At 67.8% G+C, this 20,838-nt stretch carries 18 protein-coding genes; 7 read left to right on the plus strand and 11 right to left on the minus strand.

Features of this window, described 5'->3' with window-relative positions; translation table 11 throughout:
- A complete protein-coding gene (locus tag AACZ75_RS03340; RefSeq protein WP_339871236.1) occupies positions 1–1,548 on the minus strand; it encodes a GNAT family N-acetyltransferase in 1,548 nt (515 codons plus the stop codon).
- 272 nt (positions 1,549–1,820) lie between these two features.
- Here AACZ75_RS03340 and pip point away from each other — a divergent pair, with 272 nt between their 5' ends.
- From pip to AACZ75_RS03355, 3 genes are all read left to right on the plus strand, one after another.
- Entirely contained in the window at positions 1,821–2,912 is a 1,092-nt protein-coding gene (gene pip, locus AACZ75_RS03345) for a prolyl aminopeptidase (protein WP_339871237.1), read from the plus strand.
- A 180-nt stretch (positions 2,913–3,092) separates the two neighbouring features.
- Complete coding sequence (gene recA, locus AACZ75_RS03350) at positions 3,093–4,175, plus strand: recombinase RecA (protein ID WP_339871238.1); 1,083 nt, start codon at positions 3,093–3,095, stop codon at positions 4,173–4,175.
- A gap of 213 nt (positions 4,176–4,388) precedes the next feature.
- Complete coding sequence (locus tag AACZ75_RS03355; protein ID WP_339871239.1) at positions 4,389–4,592, plus strand: hypothetical protein; 204 nt, start codon at positions 4,389–4,391, stop codon at positions 4,590–4,592.
- Here AACZ75_RS03355 and AACZ75_RS03360 read toward each other — a convergent pair.
- Positions 4,589–4,945 carry a DUF393 domain-containing protein gene (locus AACZ75_RS03360; protein ID WP_339871240.1) on the minus strand — a complete coding sequence of 119 codons (357 nt, stop codon included), beginning with the start codon at positions 4,943–4,945 and terminating at the stop codon, positions 4,589–4,591. The genes AACZ75_RS03355 and AACZ75_RS03360 overlap by 4 nt on opposite strands.
- 131 nt (positions 4,946–5,076) lie before the next feature.
- Here AACZ75_RS03360 and alaS point away from each other — a divergent pair, with 131 nt between their 5' ends.
- Positions 5,077–7,737: an alanine--tRNA ligase gene (alaS, locus tag AACZ75_RS03365; RefSeq protein ID WP_339871241.1), complete on the plus strand. Its 2,661-nt coding sequence runs from the start codon at positions 5,077–5,079 to the stop codon at positions 7,735–7,737.
- 7 nt (positions 7,738–7,744) lie between these two features.
- Here the strand turns inward: alaS and AACZ75_RS03370 are convergent, their stop codons facing one another.
- The 3 genes from AACZ75_RS03370 to AACZ75_RS03380 all read right to left on the minus strand — a co-directional run bounded on the left by AACZ75_RS03370 (position 7,745) and on the right by AACZ75_RS03380 (position 10,423).
- Positions 7,745–8,320 (minus strand): DUF2939 domain-containing protein, encoded by a 576-nt coding sequence (locus AACZ75_RS03370; protein WP_339871242.1) that lies wholly within the window; start codon positions 8,318–8,320, stop codon positions 7,745–7,747.
- A 73-nt stretch (positions 8,321–8,393) separates the two neighbouring features.
- Complete coding sequence (locus AACZ75_RS03375; RefSeq protein WP_339871243.1) at positions 8,394–8,960, minus strand: DUF2939 domain-containing protein; 567 nt, start codon at positions 8,958–8,960, stop codon at positions 8,394–8,396.
- Positions 8,961–9,211: 251 nt separating this feature from the next.
- Positions 9,212–10,423: an NADP-dependent isocitrate dehydrogenase gene (locus AACZ75_RS03380; RefSeq protein ID WP_339871244.1), complete on the minus strand. Its 1,212-nt coding sequence runs from the start codon at positions 10,421–10,423 to the stop codon at positions 9,212–9,214.
- Between the two features lie 194 nt (positions 10,424–10,617).
- On the opposite strand from AACZ75_RS03380, the gene AACZ75_RS03385 reads away from it, so the two are divergent.
- From AACZ75_RS03385 to AACZ75_RS03395, 3 genes are all read left to right on the plus strand, one after another.
- Positions 10,618–10,752, plus strand: coding sequence for a hypothetical protein (locus AACZ75_RS03385; protein WP_339871245.1), 135 nt, complete (start codon positions 10,618–10,620; stop codon positions 10,750–10,752).
- A 186-nt stretch (positions 10,753–10,938) separates the two neighbouring features.
- Entirely contained in the window at positions 10,939–11,859 is a 921-nt protein-coding gene (locus AACZ75_RS03390) for an NAD(P)/FAD-dependent oxidoreductase (protein WP_339871246.1), read from the plus strand.
- A 117-nt stretch (positions 11,860–11,976) separates the two neighbouring features.
- Positions 11,977–13,026: a DUF1176 domain-containing protein gene (locus AACZ75_RS03395; protein WP_339871247.1), complete on the plus strand. Its 1,050-nt coding sequence runs from the start codon at positions 11,977–11,979 to the stop codon at positions 13,024–13,026.
- A 35-nt stretch (positions 13,027–13,061) separates the two neighbouring features.
- Here AACZ75_RS03395 and AACZ75_RS03400 read toward each other — a convergent pair whose 3' ends face one another.
- The 6 genes from AACZ75_RS03400 to fliR all read right to left on the minus strand — a co-directional run bounded on the left by AACZ75_RS03400 (position 13,062) and on the right by fliR (position 20,836).
- The gene (locus AACZ75_RS03400; RefSeq protein WP_339871444.1) at positions 13,062–14,009 is read right to left on the minus strand and encodes a DUF885 domain-containing protein; all 948 of its coding nucleotides are present in this window, start codon (positions 14,007–14,009) and stop codon (positions 13,062–13,064) included.
- Complete coding sequence (locus AACZ75_RS03405; RefSeq protein ID WP_339871248.1) at positions 14,006–14,872, minus strand: DUF885 family protein; 867 nt, start codon at positions 14,870–14,872, stop codon at positions 14,006–14,008. Before AACZ75_RS03405 ends, AACZ75_RS03400 begins: the two co-directional genes overlap by 4 nt.
- Before the next feature lie 76 nt (positions 14,873–14,948).
- Complete coding sequence (locus AACZ75_RS03410) at positions 14,949–16,790, minus strand: DUF885 family protein (protein ID WP_339871249.1); 1,842 nt, start codon at positions 16,788–16,790, stop codon at positions 14,949–14,951.
- Between the two features lie 102 nt (positions 16,791–16,892).
- Positions 16,893–18,947 carry an ATP-binding protein gene (locus AACZ75_RS03415; protein ID WP_339871250.1) on the minus strand — a complete coding sequence of 685 codons (2,055 nt, stop codon included), beginning with the start codon at positions 18,945–18,947 and terminating at the stop codon, positions 16,893–16,895.
- Positions 18,948–18,996: 49 nt separating this feature from the next.
- Positions 18,997–20,073, minus strand: a complete 1,077-nt coding sequence (gene flhB, locus AACZ75_RS03420; protein ID WP_339871251.1) for a flagellar biosynthesis protein FlhB — start codon at positions 20,071–20,073, stop codon at positions 18,997–18,999.
- Positions 20,066–20,836 carry a flagellar biosynthetic protein FliR gene (gene fliR / locus AACZ75_RS03425; RefSeq protein ID WP_339871252.1) on the minus strand — a complete coding sequence of 257 codons (771 nt, stop codon included), beginning with the start codon at positions 20,834–20,836 and terminating at the stop codon, positions 20,066–20,068. Before fliR ends, flhB begins: the two co-directional genes overlap by 8 nt.
- Positions 20,837–20,838: the final 2 nt, after the last annotated feature.

A 20,838-nucleotide genomic window follows, 5' to 3' on the forward strand; every position in this document is an offset into this window, starting at 1 on the left:
TCAGCCCCCGTCGGCCCACACCGTCTTGTACAGGTCGAAGCGACGGTCGCGCAGGTTGCGCACCGTGCCCTGCGACTTGGCCCAGGCCAGATCGGACAGATCCAGGTCGGCCACCGTCACCGTCTCGACGTTCTCGCTGGCCTCGGCCGCCACCCCGTCGCGCGCGAACGGGAAGTCGCACGGCGTCAGGATGCACGACTGGGCATACTGGATGTCCATGTTCTCGACGTTGGGCAGGTTGCCGACATTGCCCGACAGGACGACGTAGCACTGGTTCTCGATGGCCCGCGCCTGCGAGCAATAGCGCACCCGCAGATAGCCCTGGCGGTTGTCGGTGCAGAACGGCACGAATAGCATGCGCGCGCCCTCGTCGACCAGCCGTCGCGCCAGTTCCGGGAACTCGGAATCGTAGCAGATCAGCACCCCGATCGGGCCGCAGTCGGTCGGGATGGCGTGCACGGCGTCGCCGCCCTTGATGTTCCACCAGTGGCGCTCGTTCGGCGTCGGATGGATCTTCTCCTGGGCGTGGACCGAGCCGTCGCGCAGGAAGACATAGGCGACGTTCTGGATGTCACCGTCGTCGGCCCGCGTCGGGTGCGACCCGCCGATGATGTTGATGTTGTACTCGACCGCCATCTTCTGCATCGCCTCAACGAACCGCGGCGTGTAGCGGGTCAGGTGTTCGATCGATTCCGCCGGCGTCAGCTTCTTCGGTTCCAGCGACAGCAGCTGCAGGGTGAACAGCTCGGGGAACACCACGAAGTCCGACCGGTAGTCCGAGGTCACATCGACGAAATATTCGACGTTGGAGATGAACTCCTCGAAGCTCGTCACCTTGCGCGCCTGCAGCTGGACCGTCGCCACACGCACCGTCTCCTTGGTGGCGAAGGCTGCGCCACGGCCGGTGGCCTCGGTATAATAGGGGTTGCGCCAGACCATATGGGCCGCCGTGCCCATCGAGGCGGCGTCGGACTTCAGATAGCCCTCCAGAATCCCGATCGGCTCGAACCCCGCGCGCAGGTGAAAGCCGATCACCGGATCGTTCAGCTTGCGCGCCGTGACCGCGTCCAGATAGTCGATCGCTTCCGGATAGGAGCCCTTGCGCCGCAGCCGGCCCGGCATCCGCCCGCCGAACACGATCCCCTTCAGGTTCTGGGCCTCACACAGGTCGCGACGGGCGTCGTAAAGACGCTGGCCGATGCGCAGGCGGCGACGGTCCGGATCGACACAGACCTCCATGCCGTAGAACCACTCCCCGACCGGATCATGCCGCGCCGCATAGCCACCGCCGGTTATCTCGTTCCACGTATGCGGCGCCATCGCCGTCTTCTCGTCGATGCGGAACCCGGCGGCATAGCCGACGATCTCGCCCTCGTACTCGACCACGAACTGGCCGTCGTGGAAGGCGGCGATCTGGCCGCGCAACATACCCGGGGTATAGGGCGGGATGTCCTTGTAGACCTTGATGACAAGGTCATTGATGGCCGTGACATCGGTCAGACGGGCGTTGCGGATGGTCAGGACGGCGGGTTTGGCTGTTTTGGTCATGGCCTCTCAACGCACAGCGACGCTTGGGGATCAATACCGAAGGTCGCGTCCGGGGCGTGTCATTCCTGTCCGGGCCCCTCCTTGGCAGCGCGGGAGTCCGGGCCGCGGGCGGATATGACCGGCGTCTTGCCGGATACGCCACCGCGGCTCGGGCGTTCAGACTCCGGGAGACGGCGGTGCCGCCCTCCTCCACCCAGGCGGCAAAGTCGCCCCGGCGTCGGAAACAAAAGTGATAACCTATACGTCCGACCGCCCATTCAGAGGACTCAGCCATGGACTTCTCCGGACTTCAGACGACCAGCAAGGTCACTGACGAATGGTCCTACCCCCAGCAGGACGCGCGCGCCTCGGGTCTGCTGCCTGTCGATCGCGCGCCGGACCACACCCTGTACTGGGAGGAATACGGCAATCCGGACGGCGAACCCGTGCTGTTTCTGCACGGCGGGCCGGGTGGCACCTGCTCGCCCGTTCTCTCGCGGTTTTTCGATCCCGCGCGCTACCGGGTGATCCTGTTCGACCAGCGCGGCTGCGGCAAGAGCCGGCCGACCGTCGCGGACGCAGGCCCCGACGTCGCCCTGCTGAAGAACACGACGGACGACCTCGTCGCCGATATCAATCGCCTCCGGCAGGCCCTGAACATCACCGGCAAGATGCACCTCTTCGGCGGCAGCTGGGGCAGCACCCTGGCGCTCGTCTACGCCATCCGGCACCCCGACGCCGTGGCCTCCCTGATCCTCAGGGGCATCTTCCTCGGCGAACGGGATGACCTGCTCTACATGTATCAGGGCAATGCCGAGACCTGGGCGGACCAGCCATATGCGCTCACGCGGCCGGGGACCTATGTCGCCTATCCGGATGAATGGAAGGCCTTCGTGGAGATCGTCCCGCCCGGGGAACGCGGGGACATGATGGCGGCCTACAAGGCGATCTTCGACCGGCGCGTGCCCGACGAGGCCGGCCGCGCGGCGCAACAGGCCGCGGCAGTGGCCTGGTCGGTGTGGGAGGGCACCATCTCCTACACGGCACCGCCGCCCGCCGATCCCGGAAAGAACGCCGAAACGGACTTCGCCCTGAGCTTCGCCCAGATCGAGGCCCACTATTTCGCCAACGACCTCTTCATCGAACCGGGCTACATCCTGGCGAATGTCAGCCGACTGGCCGGCATCGCCGTCCACATCGTCCACGGCCGGTTCGACCAGGTCACCCCGCTTGCGCAGGCCTCCGCCCTGGTCGCGGCCCTCGAGGCGGCCGGGTCGCCGGTCCGGACCTTCATCAAGACCAATGCCGGACACAGCGCCCTCGAAGCCCAGACGGTCATCGCCCTGACCGCGGTCATGGACGGCCTCGACCCTCTGGACGCGTAGAGCGCTCGGAGACGGACCGGCCTTCCGACACGTCAAAACCGGACGTATCCCCAACCGCTGCGAAAAGAACATATTGGCAACCGGAACAAACCGTGCACATAGTCCGCCACACACAGGGAGCGGGTCCAGGCGGGTCTCTCCCGGAACCAGATGGGAATCATGGCAAAGGAGAGTGGCAAGGTGGCAGCTCAGGCGAATTTGAAATTGGTAGGCAAGGACGACGGCGACAAGCAGCGGGCGCTGGAAGCGGCGATCGCCCAGATCGACCGGGCTTTCGGCAAGGGTTCGGTGATGAAGCTCGGCAAGGGCGGCGTGGTGGCGGAAATTCCGTCCGTCTCGACCGGCTCGCTGGGGCTCGACATCGCGCTCGGCATCGGCGGCCTGCCGCGCGGCCGGGTGATCGAGGTCTATGGTCCGGAAAGCTCGGGCAAGACCACCCTGGCCCTGCATACGGTGGCCGAGATCCAGAAGGCCGGCGGCACCGCCGCCTTCGTCGACGCCGAACATGCGCTCGACCCGGGCTATGCCCAGAAGCTGGGCGTCAATCTCGACGACCTGCTGGTGTCGCAGCCGGACACCGGCGAACAGGCGCTCGAGATCGTCGACACCCTGGTGCGTTCCGGGGCCGTGGACATCGTGGTGGTCGACTCCGTCGCCGCCCTGACCCCGCGCGCCGAAATCGAGGGCGAGATGGGCGACAGCCTGCCCGGTCTGCAGGCCCGGTTGATGAGCCAGGCCCTGCGCAAGCTGACCGCCTCGATCAACAAGTCGCAGTGCATCGTGCTGTTCATCAACCAGATCCGTCACAAGATCGGCGTCATGTACGGCTCGCCCGAGACCACGACCGGCGGCAATGCGCTGAAATTCTACGCCTCGGTCCGCCTCGACATCCGCCGCATCGGCGCGATCAAGAACCGCGACGAGGTCGTCGGCAACACCACCCGGGTCAAGGTGGTCAAGAACAAGGTCGCCCCGCCGTTCCGCGAGGTCATCTTCGACATCATGTACGGCGAAGGGATATCCAAGCTGGGCGAGATCATCGACCTGGGGGTCAAGGCCGGGGTCATCGAGAAGTCCGGCAGCTGGTTCTCCTATGACTCGACCCGCATCGGTCAGGGCCGCGAGAATGTGCGCGAGTTCCTGAAACAGAACCCGGACATGGCCGCCTCGATCGAGGACAAGGTCCGCAAGTCGACGAACAAGATCGCCGACGAGCTGCTGGGCACGCCCGAGCCCGACGAGGGCCAGGACCTCGAAGGCTGATCCCCGCGACCTCCCCCGCCGGGGACGTCTGACCGAACACCCCGTCCGGCCGGTCCCTGCGACCCGCCACCGACCCCCGCGGGGTTCGGTCCGGACGAGGCTGGCCGTCCGGCCCGGGGCTTCATGCCCCGACGCCGGACGGCCCTTTTTCTGTTACAGCCTCAGGCTCAGCCGCCGGCTGAACCAGCTTCTCCGTCCCCCAGGAATTCCGTGATGGCCGATATCCCCGCCCTGACCCAGTTCAGCCTGTCCGACTCCGAGGACGGCTATCTGCTGCAACTCGAGGCCGCCGACGGCCAGGCGATGACCGTTTCGGCCAGCCCGGAACAGCTGGACGCCATCATCGACGCCCTCGTGGCCCTGCTCGAGGACGATGACGAGGACGACGCGCCGCCGTCGGTACAGCCGTCGCTCTAGGACCAGGCCGATCGCCGGGCGATGCGTTGCAGGCCTGGCCGGATCCGCAGGAAGGCCACGTAGGCCGCCTCCAGCCCCTGCAGCACAATCCGGTTCCGCGCCAGCAGCCCGACCGGCCGTAACAGGGGGATGGCCCGCCACATGGCGGCGAAGGCCGCCGCCCCGGACAGCATCCGGCCGTCCTCGCGCGCGTGAAACCGGGCCAGCAAATCACCCCGGTCGATCGGGCAGCTTCCCTCTCCGGCGACGTCGACGAACGTGATCGCGCCACGCCGGTCCAGCCGCCGCATCATGGCGATCTCGCGCCGGCACAGCGGGCAGTCACCATCGAACCAGACGTCCACTTCTGCCATGCCGACAATCTGGGCAGTCCGACCGGCGCTGTCATCCCCCCTGCGCTGATCCGCGCAGATGATGCTTTCGCGCCAAAACCCCTATATGACGCCGGTTCGCCCTCCCTCCCGACGACCGAACGTGCGCCCTCATGTCCAGCCTGAAACAGATCCGCTCCAGCTTCCTCGACTATTTCGCGGCCGACGGTCACGCGAAGGTCCAGTCCGCGCCTCTGGTGCCGCAGAACGACCCCACCCTGCTGTTCGTCAACGCCGGCATGGTCCCGTTCAAGAACGTCTTCACCGGCCAGGAGAAGCGCCCCTACACCCGCGCCACCTCGGCCCAGAAATGCGTGCGCGCCGGCGGCAAGCACAACGATCTGGACAACGTCGGCTACACCGCCCGCCACCACACCTTCTTCGAAATGATGGGGAATTTCTCCTTCGGTGACTATTTCAAGGAACACGCCATCGAGATGGCCTGGACCCTGATCACCAAGGACTTCGGCATCCCGAAGGACCGGCTGATGGTCACCACCTACATCGACGACGATGAGGCGGTTGAGCTCTGGAAGAAGATCGCCGGCCTCCCCGAGAGCCGCATCACCCGCATCGCCGGCTCCGACAATTTCTGGTCGATGGGCGACACCGGCCCGTGCGGCCCCTGCACCGAGATCTTCTACGACCACGGCGACCACATCTGGGGCGGCCCTCCGGGTACTCCGGACGAGGACGGTGACCGCTGGGTCGAGATCTGGAACCTGGTCTTCATGCAGTTCGACCAGCAGGCCGACGGTTCGCGCTCGCTGCTGCCCAAGCCGTCGATCGACACCGGCATGGGTCTGGAACGCGTCGCGGCCGTGCTGCAGGGCGTCCAGTCCAACTATGACACCGACCTGTTCCGCACCCTGATCGCCGCCTCGGAACAGGCGACCAACACCAGCGCCGAGGGCGACCGTGCCCCCAGCCACCGGGTCATCGCCGACCACCTGCGCAGCTCCTCCTTCCTGATCGCCGACGGCGTCACCCCGTCGAACGAGGGCCGCGGCTATGTGCTGCGCCGCATCATGCGCCGGGCCATGCGCCACGCCCACCTGCTGGGCGCGGCCGATCCGCTGATGCACCGTCTGGTCCCCACCCTGGTGGCCGAGATGGGCGAGGCCTATCCCGAGCTGAAGCGGGCCGAAGCCTTCATCACCGACACCCTGAAGCAGGAAGAGATCCGCTTCCGCACCACCCTCGGGCGCGGCATGGGCCTGCTGGAAGACGCGTCCCGGGACCTCGGCGAGGGCGGCGTCCTCTCGGGCCAGACCGCCTTCACCCTGTATGACACCTATGGCTTCCCGCTCGACCTGACCCAGGACGAGGCGCGCCGCCGCGGCTTCAGCGTCGATACCGAAGCCTTCGACGCCGCCATGGGCCAGCAGAAGGCCCGCAGTCGCGAACACTGGACCGGATCGGGCCAGACCGCCTCGACCGCCGAATGGCTGGCCCTGCGCGATCGCCTCGGAGCCACCGAATTTACCGGCTATGACACCACCGACGGCACCGGCGCGGTGCTGGCCATTGTCCAGGACGGGGCCTCGGTCGACACCCTCGACAGCGGCCAGACCGCCGAGGTCCTGTTCGACCGCACCCCCTTCTATGGCGAAGGCGGCGGCCAGGCCGGCGATCGCGGCGAGATCGAATGGACCGACGCCTCGGGCCAGCAGGGCGCAGGCACCGTCCTCGACGTCCAGAAGCATGCCCAGGACCTGTTCGCGCACAAGATCGCCGTCACCTCCGGCACCCTGGCCATCGGGGCCACCGTCCAGCTGCATGTCGACGCCGACGCCCGGCTGACGACCCGCGCCAACCACTCGGCCGCCCACCTGCTGCACGCGGCCCTGAAGAATGTGCTCGGACCGCACGTGGCCCAGAAGGGCCAGCTGGTCGACGCTGACCGTCTGCGCTTTGACTTCAGCCACAATGCCCCGGTCACCGAGGATGAACTGGCCCGGATGGAGGATGAGGTGAACGCCGTCATCCGCCAGAACCTGCCCGCCGCCACCGAGTTGATGGCCCCCGAGGCGGCCATCGAGGCCGGGGCCGTCGCCCTGTTCGGCGAGAAATACGGTGACGAGGTCCGGGTGCTGACGCTCGGTCACGCCCTGAACGGGGACAGGCCCTATTCCGTCGAACTGTGCGGCGGCACCCACGTGGCCCGCACCGGCGATATCGCCCTGTTCAAGATCACGGCCGAAACCGGCATCGCCGCCGGCGTGCGCCGGATCGAGGGTCTGACCGGCGAAGCAGCCCGCCAGTACCTGCAGGCCCAGGCCAATGTCGCCCGCCAGCTGGCCCAGACCTTCAAGGTCCAGCCGCTGGACGTCCCGGCCCGGGTCGAGGCCCTGACCGCCGACCGCAAGGCCCTCGAGAAGCAGGTCGCCGAGCTGAAGAAGCAGCTGGCGCTCGGCGGGGCCGAGGGCGCGGCCGTCGTCGTCGAGGAGATCAATGGCGTGAAGCTGATCGCCCGCGTCCTCGACGGGGTCGACGGTAAGGGCCTGCGCGGCGTGGCCGAGGGTTTCCGCACCCACGTCGGCTCGGGCGTCGTGGCCCTGATCGGGGTCACCGACGGCAAGGCCGCCATCACCGTGGCCGTGACCTCGGACATGACGGACAAGGTCAACGCCGCCGTTCTGGCGCGCGCGGCGGTCATCGCCATGGGCGGACAGGGGGCGGGCGGCAAACCGGACTTCGCCCAGGGCGGCGCGCCGGACGGTTCAAGGGCGGAAGACGGCCTGACCGCGATCCGGACCGCCCTGGAGTCCTGAAGCCTGACTAGATCGCGTCGTCCTCGGACGGGGCGGTCAGGTCGATCCCGGCCAGCTTCCAGTCGAACAGGCCGCGCCGTTCCATCAGCAGGGCCAGGTGCTGGTCGGGGTGGCGGCTGTTGGTCAGGGTCACGGCAAAGGTGTTCAGGTCACGATAGGCCCAGGACTGGCGCACCGTGTCCTTGTCCTCCGCGGCCCGCTCCGGCGTTTCGACCTGATCGGGCCGATGCATCGGGTCCGGGGCCCTGGCCGAGCGCACCATGGTGGCGATGGCACCGGGGGTGACGAAGGCATCGACCATCCCGGACACCAGGCTGGGGGCCAGCAGCATCCCCAGGCCGGACAGGACCGGATTGTCACTACGCGGATCGGCGCGCATCCGCGCCACCAGTTCGCCGTTCAGCTCCTCCTTGAGGCTGGCCCGGAACGCCGGAAAATCGACCCGCTCGCGCAGGGCTGCCTCATCGCCGCTCCGGGCGGCCTCGGTCAGCCCCCGGACGGCGAGCACCGGCGAGGCGAAATAGGCCACCAGAAAGGCGGCGATCAGGGCGATCAGGCCCCCGGTCAACAGCTTGCGGTTCATGCGTACCCTCCGGGCACTCAACGCCAGCCCGTCCCTAGGGTTGCCCTGACTCGCGCCGGTCCGCCAGCCCGGCCTATCGGGCGGCGGCGGCCGGCCCCACGGCGGGAGAAACCCCGTCCGGCAGGCCGATATGCACCAGCTTCCATTCGAACGGCCCCTGGCGTTCGAAGGTGAAGACCGTCTTCGAGCCTCCGTCGTCGGTCACCGCCATCCGCGCCCGGTTCACGCCCCAGAACACCGGCTTCGGCATCGGGTCCGCCGCCTCGGCATCCGACACCGGTCCGGTGCGCTGCGAGGCGTAGCGACCGTCGCCCCGGCTCAGCGCGCCGAGGGCCGCCGGCGTCAGATACACGTCCGGATCCGGGGCGCCGGCCACGGCGGGTTCCAGCTGTCGGCGCACAGCCCCGATCGGGTCTTCCAGAAACGACGGGGCGGGGGCCATCGCCGCCGGATTGCCGGTCAGCTGCGGCCGCAGCGACTGGCGCACCGCGGCATAGTCGATCAGCCGTTCCAGGCCGGCCGCGTCATTGGCGTCCGCCGCCGAGCGGATGGCGAAGAAGGCCACGGCCGGAGCCGCGAAAAAGGATACGACCGCCGCCACCAGGGCGATGACGAACAGATTGCCGAATAGGCGCTTCACAGGCGGGCTCCCGTCAGGTTGAGCGCAACCTTGCACCATGCGGGCCCCGTCTCAAACAAAAGGCCCGCCGGACGCGAATCCGGCGGGCTTGTTTGTTGGGCCGCGGTCAGAAGGCTCCGCCTCCTCGACCCGACGCGCCTCTATCGTGGGCCGCGGTCACAGGGCTTCGCCCTGTCGACCCGACGCGGCCTGGCGCTGCGCGCGGCGCTCAAGCAGTGAGCGACCGCGTCGCGAGCGATAGCGCCCGACGGCTACTTCATCGCCTTGGTCAGGTTCTCGGCGACCTTGTCGATGAAGCCTTCGGTGGTCAGCCAGCTCTGCTGATCGCCGACCAGCAGGGCCAGGTCCTTGGTCATGTAGCCGGCCTCGACCGTCTCGACCACGACCCGCTCCAGCGTCTGGGCGAAGTCGATCAGGGGCTGGTTGCCGTCCAGCTTGCCGCGATGGCTGAAGCCGCGCGTCCAGGCGTAGATCGAGGCGATCGAATTGGTCGAGGTGGCCTCGCCCTTCTGGTGCTGGCGATAGTGGCGCGTGACCGTGCCGTGCGCCGCTTCCGACTCGAGGATCTTGCCATCCGGCGTCATCAGCACCGACGTCATCAGCCCCAGCGAGCCGAAGCCCTGGGCCACGACGTCGGACTGGACGTCGCCGTCATAGTTCTTGCAGGCCCAGACGAAGCCACCCGACCATTTGATCGCCGCGGCGACCATGTCGTCGATCAGACGGTGCTCATAGGTCAGCCCGGCGGCCTTGAACCTGTCAGCGAACTCCTCGTCGAACACCTTCTGGAAGATGTCCTTGAAACGCCCGTCATAGGCCTTGAGGATGGTGTTCTTGGTCGACAGATAGACCGGGAAATTGCGCTGCAGGCCGAAGGCCAGGCTGGCGCGGGCAAATTCGGTGATCGAATCATCGAGGTTGTACATGCCCATGGCCACGCCGGACGACGGGAATTGGAACACCTCGTGTTCGATGACCTTGCCGTCGGCCCCCTCGAACTTCATCGTCAGCTTGCCGGGCCCGGGGACCAGGAAGTCGGTGGCCTTGTACTGGTCACCGAAGGCGTGACGGCCGACGACGATCGGCTGGGTCCAGCCGGGGACCAGCCGCGGCACGTTCGAGCAGATGATCGGCTCGCGGAAGACCACGCCGCCGAGAATATTGCGGATGGTGCCGTTCGGCGACCGCCACATCTTCTTCAGGCCGAACTCCGCCACCCGGGCCTCGTCGGGCGTGATGGTGGCGCATTTGACGCCGACGCCGTGCTTCTGGATGGCGTGGGCGGCGTCGATCGTCACCTGGTCGTCGGTGGCGTCGCGGTGCTCCATGCCCAGGTCGTAATAGTCGAGCTCGAGGTCGAGGAACGGGAAGACCAGCTTGTCCTTGATCATCTGCCAGATGATCCGGGTCATTTCGTCGCCGTCGATGTCCACGATGGGATTGGCGACCTTGATCTTGGCCATGCGGTTTGCGCCTCTGATTGGGGGAAGGAATAGGTGACGGGCGGTATAGCCGTCGCGACGCAAGGCGCAAACCCCGACCCCGGTGAAGCGACGGTCCGCATTAACCCTGCCCCAAAAAAGTCACCCATGGTCACGCTGAACCCGATGGCCGACCAGGACTTCTCTTCTCAGGCCCCACGAAACAGGAAAACCGCATGTCGCCGGAAACCCAGACCCTGATCCAGCGCTGGTTCGACCGCTTTGGCGAACCGCCCGTCCTGATCGATGAGGCCCTGATGCGTAGATTTCTCGACGAAGACGCGGACGCGCCCGATGCGGCTGGCCGATGAGCCGTTTGCCCGGAACCGGTCAATGGCACCCTCGTCACCCGACCGGAGGGCGTCGGTCGCTGATCCCCCCCGTCGGGTCCGACCCCCGGGACGCCTGACGATGATCTCCGTGTCGACAGCCCTGACCGGCACCGAGCCGGCGACAGAGGATGGCGCAGACATCACCCCGACATCCGGGCCAGCGCGATGGCGGTCCCCGTGACGTCCGGCGATCCCGAAGTCCTGGTCATCGGTGCGGGCCCCGCCGGCCTGACGGCGGCCACCTACCTGGCCCGGTTCCGGCGCCGGGTTCTGGTCGCCGACGGCGATGAGCCGCGCGCCAGCTGGATTCCGGTCAGCCACAACATGCCCGGCTTTCCCGACGGCATCTCGGGCCCCCACATCCTGGGCCGGATGCGCGAACAGGCGCGGGAATTCGGGGCGCAGATCGAGACCGGTCGTGTCGAGCGGCTTACCCACCACGGGGACGGGTTCATCGGCCGACTGAATGGCCGGGATGTCGCCGTTCGCGCCGTCCTGCTGGCGACCGGCGTGGTGGACCGGCACCCTGACCTGCCCGGTGTCGAGCGCGCCATCCAGCGATCCCTCGTCCGCATCTGTCCGATCTGCGACGGATACGAGGCCGTCGACAAGGCCGTGGCGGTCATCGGCGACAATGACAGGGGCGTTCGCGAAGCGGCCTTCCTGCGCACCTATTCGGACCGGGTCACCCTGATCCACACCGGCCCGCCCGGCGATCTGAGCGATCGTGAAGCGCTGCAACGGCTCGGCATCGCCCTGGTCGAGACCCCGATCGAAAATGTCGGAATCGAGGGTGATCGCGTCACCGCCCTCGGCTGGGGCGGACGGTTCCAGGCCTTCGATCTGGTCTATTCGGCCCTCGGCACCGCGGCCAACGCGACCCTGGCAGAGGCGCTCAACGCCGATGTGGACGAGGACGGCCGCCTGCGGGTCAACTTGCACCAGGCCACAAGCGTGCCCGGCCTTTATGCCGCCGGCGACGTCGTGCGCGGTCTCAACCAGATCGCTGTCGCCACCGCCGAAGCCGCCGTCGCGGCAACGGATATTCACAATCGCCTGCGTCAGGCCGACGGCCTGATGGTCTGAGTCCGGGGCGGGAATCGTCACATCGCCGGATGTACTGTAGCCTGCCGCGGTCGGCGGGGTTTCGGTCCGGCATGATCCACCCGGGAAAGAGCCGGGCGAGAGACCCGGGGAGAGACGATGCGGCTCCTGATCACGGCAGCGGCCGTGCTGTTGCTGGTCACAGGCATCGGCATTGAGCCGGCTTCGGCCCGGAACCCGGCAGCGATGTCTGTGCCGGTCACCCGATCGTTTCAGGACTGGCGGGTGGCCTGTGACAACGGCGGACGCTGCACGGCCTACGCCGGCAATGAAGGCCATGTGACCGGCTTTGTCCTGATCACCATGCCTGCGGGTCCCGACGCCGCTGCCGACATCGCGGTCGGCATCGATCCGGGCGAGGGCGGCAGGAGCCCGGTCCCACGCATCAACGGCTCCGAGTTTCCGCTCGTCTGGTCGAGCCTGGCCCCGCACGATGGAATTGGCCACATCGACGGTGACACCGCGCGCGCCCTGATGGCGGCCATGGCGACGGCCCGATCGCTGGTCCTGTCGGGGGGAGCGGACGACGCCTCGATATCCCTGCGCGGCCTGGGGCCGGCCCTGTCATGGATCGACCGCCACCAGGGGCGACACCGGACCGTCACCGCCCTGCGCCTGCACGGCGACAGGCCCGCCTCGACCGTGCCGCACGCGCCGGTCCTGCCATTGGTCACCGCCGCCCCGGCCATCGACCAGACCGGCTTCGGCCCGGGAACTCCGGTGCCGCCGTCCGTCGACGCCATGCCGGAAATCCGGGTCTGCCGGCAGGACTGGCCGGAGTCGTCCCGCCCCGACCTGACCCTGTCGGCGCGCCTGGATGCGGCGACCGAGCTCTGGGGCCCCAACTGCTTCCTGGCGGCCTCGCATATCGGTCACCTCCTGTACCTGACGGGACCGGGCGGACGCGATCCCCGTCCCCTGACACCGGCGGGGGCGCTCGAGCCGACCGTGGACTTCGTCAACGCCGAATATGATCCAGCCACCCGGACCCTGAGCCAGTATGTCTGGAGGAGCGGCACCGGCAGCGCAGGCCGGATCCAGCACTGGGTCTGGACCGGCACCACCTTCGCCCTGCGCTCGGAACGCGCCACCCGGGAGCTCTGGAATATTCCCGACCGGCTGTGGCCGACGCTGTGGCGAAGTCGCTGATCACCCCGGCGGACCGCCCCCGGGACCTCCCCCGCCTAGCTGCGCTGGTTCCGGATCAGGTCTTCCAGCACCGCCAGCGGTACCGAGCCATTGACCAGAACCTTGTCGTGGAAGGCGCGCAGGTCGAAGTCCGGCCGCGCCTGCTGTTCGGCCCGAAGCCGGGCGATCACCGTATGACCGATCTTGTAGGAACAGGCCTGACCCGGCATCACCGAATACCGGTTGATCTCGCTGTTGGCGGCCCCGACCGGCTTGGCCCCTGACGCGACCATATAGTCGACCGCCCGTTCACGGCTCCAGCCATGGTGGTGCAGGCCGGTATCGACCACCAGCCGCACGGCCCGGAACAGGTAGGACATCAGGAAGCCGACCCGACCCAGCGGATCGTCGGCATAGACGTCCAGATCGTCGGCCGCGACGGCCTCTGCGTACAACGCCCAGCCCTCGTTATAGGCGGAAAAGCCATTGGCGCGGCGGTAGGGTGGCAGGGTCTCGGTCTCGCGCTGCAGGGCCACCTGCAGATGATGCCCCGGGGACGCCTCATGATAGGTCAGCGTCGGCAGCGAGAATTTCGGCCAGTTCGCCGTGCTGCGCAGGTTGATATAGTAGGCCCCGGGCCGCGACCCGTCGAGCGGCGGTCCCTGGTAGTAGCCGCCCGGTGCACCGGCCTCGATCGCCGGCGGTACGCGACGAACCTCGACTCCCGTACGCGGCAACCGGCCGAACAGGCGCGGCAGCAGGGGCTGGAGCGCCGCCACCTGACGGTTCAGGGATTCGATCAGCGCTTCCTTGCCGACATCGGTGTCGGGCCAGAGCTGCGCCGGGTCCTTGTTGAGCGCGTCGATGCGCTCGCCGACCGTTCCCTGGGTCATGCCCCGGGCCTTCAGGATCGTGTCGATCTCGGCGCTGATGGCCGCCACCTGCTCAACACCGATGGCGTGGATTTCGACCGCCGACAGGGTGGTCGTGGTCCAGCTCTTCAGGGCATGGGATAGAAGGCCTCGCCTTCCGGCAAGCGGCCGATTCCGGCCGTATGCACCGCACCGGGCCGCAGCGTTTCGAACACCGCGATCTGACGGGCCAGGGCCGGCTTGACCCCGGCATCAACGATGCGTGCGGCACGCGCGCCGTAGCCGGTATGGCCGAGCGCCGCCGCCTTGCGTTCGAGGGTGCGCACCATGGCCATGTCCGCAGCGGCCTGGTCGGCGAAGGTGCGGAGCTGTCCGGTCGTCAGATCAATGATGAAGTCCGGCGGAACCACGCCCTGGCCGGCGTCTGCCCGGATCCGGGCGGTCTCGGCATCCAGGTTGGGCCCAAGGGCGGACAGCCGGGACAGGAACGCCTCAGCCCCGTCGCGATCCTCGACCCGGTGCTGACTGTCGAGGAAATCGGGAACGGTGAAATAGGAACCCGTCATCTGGTTGACGAGATAGGGGCCCATCCGCCCCCCGCCGACCGCCGAGCCATAGTCGAATCCCGCGCCGGTCGCCGCCCCGGCCGCCCGGAAGGCCGCGATCGCGTAGTTGATGCGGCCCGCCTCGCTCAGACCCGTCCGGTCGAAGTTCCGCAGGATCCGGTCCCGCGCGATGGCCTGGGCACGATCGGCGCGCCAGGCCGCGCCGCCGACGTCGCTCAACCGGGACGACAGATGGGCGCGCTCGCCCCGGTCCAGGCCCAGATTGGTGGCGCTCTCCGGCGAGGACTCAATGTCGTCGTCGAACCAGCGATTCAGCAGGACGTCGAGGGTGGCGTCGGTCCCGACCGCGGCCGGCATCGTCGCGCACCCGGACGCCAGGATCCCCGCTCCGGCGGCGGCGGTTTGAAGCAGGCGGCGGCGATCGATCATGGCTCAACTCCGGAAAGGGGGCGCGCCGATAGCACGCCCCCTCGGGATCAATAGCAAGACCGAAGGCCGCGCCGGGTCAGGCCATCCGGCTCTGCACCCACTCCCCGACCACGGTCTTGAGCACCTCCAGCGGCATCCCGCCCGAGGCCAGGGCCGTGTCGTGGAAGCTCTTGATGTCGAACCGGTCGCCCAGCTGCGCCTTGGCCTCCTCGCGCAGCCGCACCCATTCGGTGTGACCGACCTTGTAACTGGAGGCCTGGCCCGGCCAGACGCAATAGCGTTCGACCTCGGTGGTGACGCTCGATTCCTGGTCGCCCAGGGTGGCGACCATGTACTGGATCGCCTGTTCGCGGCTCCAGCGATTGTGGTGCAGGCCCGAGTCGACGACCAGGCGCGTGGCGCGGAACAGCAGGCTCTGCAGATAGCCCAGCCGGCCCCACGGGTCGTTTTCATAGACGCCCATCTCGTCGGCCAGCTGTTCCGAATACAGGGCCCAGCCTTCCGAATAGGCCGAGAAGCCGATCAGCTTGCGAATCGTCGGAATGCCTTCGGCTTCCGTCGACAGGGTGATCTGCAGATGGTGACCCGGACTGGCCTCATGATAGGTCAGGGTCGGGAGGGTCCATTTCGGCCATTCGGCCGTGTCGCGCAGGTTGATGTAATAGGCCCCCGGACGGGAGCCATCCAGGCTCGGCCCCTGGTAGTAGCCGCCCGGCGCGCCGGCCTCGATGGCCGGCGGTACGCGACGGATGTCGACCGAGGCCTTGGGCAGGATGCCGAAATAGTCGGGCAGCCGGGCCTGCATGGCGGCCATCTGGGCGTTCAGTTCGTCCAGCAGCTGCTGCTTGCCGGCGTCGGTATTCGGATAGATGAAGCGCGGATCCTTGGCCATGGCGGCCAGACGGGCCCCCACGGTGCCCTCGGTCATGCCCTCGGCCTTCAGGATGGCGTCGGCCGCTGCCGTGATCTCGGCCACCTGGGTCAGGCCCAGCTGATGCACCTCCGCCCCGGTGAGCCGGGTCGTGGTGTAGTTGCGGATGCCGTATTCATAAAAGCCGTCGGCGTGCGGCAGGGCCCAGACCCCGGCGTCATGACGGGCCGCCGGACGGGCCTGTTCGAACAGGACCACCTGCCGGCGCAGGGCCGGATAGACCTTGTCGTTGAGGATGGCCGTGGCCCGGGCCGCCCAGTCGCCCTCAAGACCGGCCTCCGCGGCGCGGCGGGTCAGCGAGGTCACGAGGCCGGACTCGGCCGGCGCGGGCGCGAGCCCGGCCTTCATCTGCGTCAGGGTCCGATCAATGACGAAGTCGGGCGGCACAATGCCCTTGGCGAAATCTTCGGTAACCAGGACGGACTCCTGGTCCAGCAGGTCGCCGAAGGCGTCGAGGCGCGACAGATAGGCCTCGGCGTCCGCCGTGGTCGCGATCCCGTGGATGGTGTCGAGGAAGTCGGGGATGTCCCGATAGGATCCACCCAGCTGGCTGATCCGGTAGGGATTGGGCGAACCCATATTGCCGAACCGGTAGCGGTCGAGTCCGATGTTGGTGGTCTCGCCGTCATAGAGAACGGTGGCCAGGTTGACGGCATCCATTCCGGCCAGCTTGGACGCGTCCACGCCCTTGAGCTTTTCGGTGAACTCCCGGCTGAAGGCTTCCCGCTCGGCGAGATCGGTCGGCGTCAGCATGTCCAGCCGCGCCTTGGCGGCGGCATTGGGCCCCTTGTCGAGGCCCATGTAGCTGGCGGCCATGGCCGACTTGGCCAGGATCAGCGCAAACATCGCATCGAGAATACCGTTCAGCTTGGCGGCCTCTGCGGGGTCCGAGCCCGGCGCGGCGACGCGGGCCAGGGCGGCCCCGGCCGGCCCCGCCAGGGCGACCCCGGCGACGGCGGAAAGAAGCAGGCGGCGACGATCGATCATGGCACAGGTCTCCGAAAAAGTGTGAGGCAACAAAGGCGCTGACGGCCGGGGCCGCAAGTGAAACATCGGCAATGTCTGGCCGCAGACGGGAATCCGGCCGGTCTATTCGCCGCGCAATTCCTGCTTCACCCGCTCGGCCAGGATCTTGATATCCAGCGGTTTGGGCAGGAAGGACACCCCCGCCTCGTCCTGCAGCAGGTCCGAAAAATCGCTCTCGGCATAGCCCGAGATGAACATCACCGGCACATCGCCCAGATAGGGGCGCGCCTTCTTCAGCAGGCTGGGTCCGTCGAGGCCCGGCATGATGACGTCCGAGATCATCATGTCGATCTTGCCCGCCCATTCCTCGGCCAGGATCAGGGCCTCCTCGCCGTCCGCGGCCTCGATGACCTCGTAACCGCGCTGGCGCAGCAATTTGGCGGCGATGCCGCGCACGGCGGCCTCGTCCTCGACAAACAGGATCCGGCCCGCGCCGGACAGGTCGCGGGGCGTCTTGACCTTGACCTCGACCGGGGCGACCTCGGCCAGCTCGGCCTCGGCGGCCGCGGGCAGGAAGATGCGGAAAGCCGCCCCGGCCCCCTCCAGATTGACGACATTGATGTGGCCGCCGGCCTGTTCGACGATGCCGTAGACGGTGGCCAGCCCCATGCCGGTGCCTTCATTGACGGCCTTGGTGGTGAAGAAGGGCTCGAAGATCTTGTCGAGGATCTCGACCGGCACGCCCGAGCCGGTGTCCGAGACCTCGATCAGCGCCAATTCCTCAACCGGAGCGTCGTGCCAGCCCATCGCCCGGGCCTCGTCGCCGGTCAGACGCCGCGTGCGGATGGTCACCACCCCGGCCCCGGGCTCGACCACGCCACGCATCGCGTCGCGGGCGTTGACGGCCAGGTTCATCACCGCCGTCTCCAGCTGGCTCTTGTCGGCCAGCACGATCGGCAGATCGCGCCCGTAATCGGTTTCCAGCCGCACATCCTCGCGCAGCAGGCGGCGCAGCAGCACGGCAAACTCCCCGACCAGCTCGCCCAGATCCAGCCGCTCGCGCCGCACCGTCGACTTGCGCGAGAAGGCCAGCAGCTTGCGCACCAGATCGGCCGCCCGGATCGCGGTCTGACGGATCTCGTTCAGCCCCTCATAGGACGGGTCCCCCACGGGATGCCGCTCCAGAAGCCCGGACAGCTGCAGCTGGATGGCGGTCAGCAGGTTGTTGAAGTCATGGGCAACGCCCCCGGCCAGCTGGCCCACGGCCTGCATCTTCTGGGCCTGGCTGAGTTGCAGTTCCATCGACTTCTGGGCCGAGACGTCGAACAGCCAGACGCGGCGCTTGTCGCCCTCGGGTGCCACATAGAGATGCAGCATCCGGTCCGGATGGGCCCGCGCCACCAGTTCGATCGGGCCGCTGGACCCGGCCGTCAACTTGGACCGCGCCTCGATCATGCCGTTGGGCTCGAACAGATGGCCGAAGGCGGCATCGCGGGCCGAGGCCGGTCCCGTCAGCAGCGCCAGGGCCGCATTGGGCTCCTCGACCCGGCCCGAAAAAATGTCGTCGTGGGCGATCACCGCCGAGCCGAACGGCGCGCCGGCGGCCATGGCCCGCCCCTCGCCGGCGTTCGACCCGCTGCCGACCTGCATCGCCGGGGCATGGGCCAGGCCCAGCACCGCCTCGGGGGCGGCACGAACCAGAAACCGCCCGCCGCCGGCATGGCTGATCAGGACCTCCAGCTCACGGGCCCCGATGGTGACGATGGCCCGGGCCTGTTCGCCCTCGCGCGCCTGGGCAAAGGCCATGTACAGGGCCGAGACCGAGCGTCCCTTGGGCAGGGCGACCATGGCCCCGTTCTCCTCGGCCCAGGCCCCGTTGAAGGCCAGCACCTGGCCGCTGGTCCAGACCAGGGCCGCCGGTTCGCCCAGCGCGTCCAGCATCTCGACCCAGACGTCGCCGGTCGGCTTGCGCACCTCGCTGCGGCCGAACGCGAACAGGCCGGTCAGGGCCACGGCGACCGCGGTGAAGATCAGGATCAGGCCGGGCGCGCTGTATGGATTGGTCCGGAAGGCCGGATAGGCCAGGGCCCCGACCGCCAGCACGAAGCCCACGGCCATCACGATCAACAGGGGATCGAACGGGGGACGGGTCTGAGCCTGCCAACTCTGGGTCTGCATGGGGCCTCGCGGAGCCGATTCGCTGGCGGTAGCATACGCCTTTTCCATTCTACCGCTTCTTCCGCCCCTGCATGACGAAGCCGATGACCCGCGCGGCGGCCTCGAAATGCTCGCGCGGGATGCTCTCGTCGACCTCGACCGCCGCGTACAGGGCCCGGGCCAGCGGCACATTCTCGACGATCGGCACCCTGTGTTCCCTGGCCACCTCGCGGATGCGCAGCGCCAGGGCGTCGACGCCCTTGGCCACACAGATCGGCGCGCCGTCGCCCTTGTCCGGCTCGTAGCGCAGGGCCACGGAATAGTGGGTCGGGTTGGTGACGATCACGGTCGCCGTCGGCACGGCCTGCATCATCCGCTGTCGGCTCTTCTGGGCCCGGATCTGCTTCAGCTTGGCCTTCACATGAGGGTCACCCTCGGCCTGCTTGTAGTCTTCCTTGGTCTCTTCTTTGGTCATCATCATCCGCTTGGCGAAGCGGTAGCGTTGCCACAGGTAGTCCGCGCCCGCGGTGAAGGCCAGGAACGTCAGGGCGGCCGCCAGCAGGGCGATCACCAGATCCCGCGCCGCCGGCAGAATGGCCGCCGGACTCAGCGCCGCCATGGTCTCGAAGTCACGGAAATGGGACTTCAGCACCAGCCAGCAGATGACCCCGATCGCCAGCAGCTTGAAGAAGGTCTTCACGAACTGCATCAGTCCGTCGGGGCCGAAGATGCGCTTGAATCCGGCGATCGGGCTCAGCTTCTCCAGCTTCGGCTTCATCTTCTCGGCACTGAACACCAGACCAGACTGGGCCAGGTTGCCGCCGGCCCCACCCAGGATCGTGGCCAGCATCACGGCCCCCAGGAACGGGGCGGCGGCCCAGACGGCGCGATAGCCGATCTCGGCACCGCCGCCGGCGTTCAACGCCCCCATCAGGGCGTGGGGCCGGGCAATGAAGGGCAGCAGGTCCTCGGCCAGCCGACCGGCGAACCAGCCGCCGCTGATAAAGATCACCGCCGTCGCCCCCATCAGACTCAGGGTCGAGGCGACGTCCGGGGATTTGGCAGAATCCCCCTTTTTTCGCGCGTCCGCGAGTTTTCGCGGTGTCGCCTCTTCTGTTTTCGACTCGGGATCGGGCGCGTCAGCCACCGGCCGTCCCCGCGAAAATCCCCGCCAGGGCGCGGTAGCGGTCGATGAAGACCGTTCCGATCACGCCCAGCGACAGGGAGAAAATCGACAGGCCCAGAATGACACTGAGCGGCGAGGCGACAAAGAAGATCTGGAAGGCGGGCATCACCCGCGCCACCAGGCCAGACGCCATGTTGAACACCAGGGCGAAGACGATCACCGGGGCCGCCAGCTGAATCCCCAAGGCAAAACTGTCGGCGATGGTGCGGATGGCCAGGGTGGCAAAATCCTGAACCATCAGCGGCCTGGCCGGCGCCACCAGCTCGTACGACCCCACCAGGCCGGCGATGAACAGATGATGGGTGTTGGTCGCGAAGATCAGGGTGGTGCCCAGCAGCATCAGAAAGGCCCCCAGGGTCGAGCCCTGCTGTGCCTGCATCGGATTGGCGGTCTGGGCAAAGCTCAGCGTGGTCTGCATCGACACCACCTCACCCGCCGTCGACAGGGCCGTCATGAAGGCCCGCAGCAAACCACCGATCATCAGGCCGGTAATCACCTCGCGCAAAACCCATCCGGCCATGCTGCCGATACTGGCGGGCAGGCCCGGCAGGGCCCCGCCGACGATCGGCCACACCACCAGGGATACAGACAGCGCCAGGGCCAGGCGGATGCGCGGCGGCACATAGGTTTCGCCGACGCCGGGGATCATCATCAGGATCGCGCCGATGCGCGCGAAGATCAGACCGCCGGCCCAGACCTGATCGGCGGTGGCATAGGGTTCCACCT

The sequence above is a fragment of the uncultured Brevundimonas sp. genome (genome assembly GCF_963975535.1).
Taxonomy (GTDB): domain Bacteria; phylum Pseudomonadota; class Alphaproteobacteria; order Caulobacterales; family Caulobacteraceae; genus Brevundimonas.

Bases quoted from the DNA above. Each gene is read 5' to 3' on its own strand.
- AACZ75_RS03340 (WP_339871236.1), bottom strand. From the start codon at position 1,548: ATGACCAAAACAGCCAAACCCGCCGTCCTGACCATCCGCAACGCCCGT.
- pip (WP_339871237.1), top strand. From the start codon at position 1,821: ATGGACTTCTCCGGACTTCAGACGACCAGCAAGGTCACTGACGAATGG.
- AACZ75_RS03355 (WP_339871239.1), top strand. From the start codon at position 4,389: ATGGCCGATATCCCCGCCCTGACCCAGTTCAGCCTGTCCGACTCCGAG.
- AACZ75_RS03360 (WP_339871240.1), bottom strand. From the start codon at position 4,945: ATGGCAGAAGTGGACGTCTGGTTCGATGGTGACTGCCCGCTGTGCCGG.
- alaS (WP_339871241.1), top strand. From the start codon at position 5,077: ATGTCCAGCCTGAAACAGATCCGCTCCAGCTTCCTCGACTATTTCGCG.
- AACZ75_RS03370 (WP_339871242.1), bottom strand. From the start codon at position 8,320: ATGAACCGCAAGCTGTTGACCGGGGGCCTGATCGCCCTGATCGCCGCC.
- AACZ75_RS03380 (WP_339871244.1), bottom strand. From the start codon at position 10,423: ATGGCCAAGATCAAGGTCGCCAATCCCATCGTGGACATCGACGGCGAC.
- AACZ75_RS03385 (WP_339871245.1), top strand. From the start codon at position 10,618: ATGTCGCCGGAAACCCAGACCCTGATCCAGCGCTGGTTCGACCGCTTT.
- AACZ75_RS03390 (WP_339871246.1), top strand. From the start codon at position 10,939: ATGGCGGTCCCCGTGACGTCCGGCGATCCCGAAGTCCTGGTCATCGGT.
- AACZ75_RS03395 (WP_339871247.1), top strand. From the start codon at position 11,977: ATGCGGCTCCTGATCACGGCAGCGGCCGTGCTGTTGCTGGTCACAGGC.
- AACZ75_RS03405 (WP_339871248.1), bottom strand. From the start codon at position 14,872: ATGATCGATCGCCGCCGCCTGCTTCAAACCGCCGCCGCCGGAGCGGGG.
- AACZ75_RS03410 (WP_339871249.1), bottom strand. From the start codon at position 16,790: ATGATCGATCGTCGCCGCCTGCTTCTTTCCGCCGTCGCCGGGGTCGCC.
- AACZ75_RS03415 (WP_339871250.1), bottom strand. From the start codon at position 18,947: ATGCAGACCCAGAGTTGGCAGGCTCAGACCCGTCCCCCGTTCGATCCC.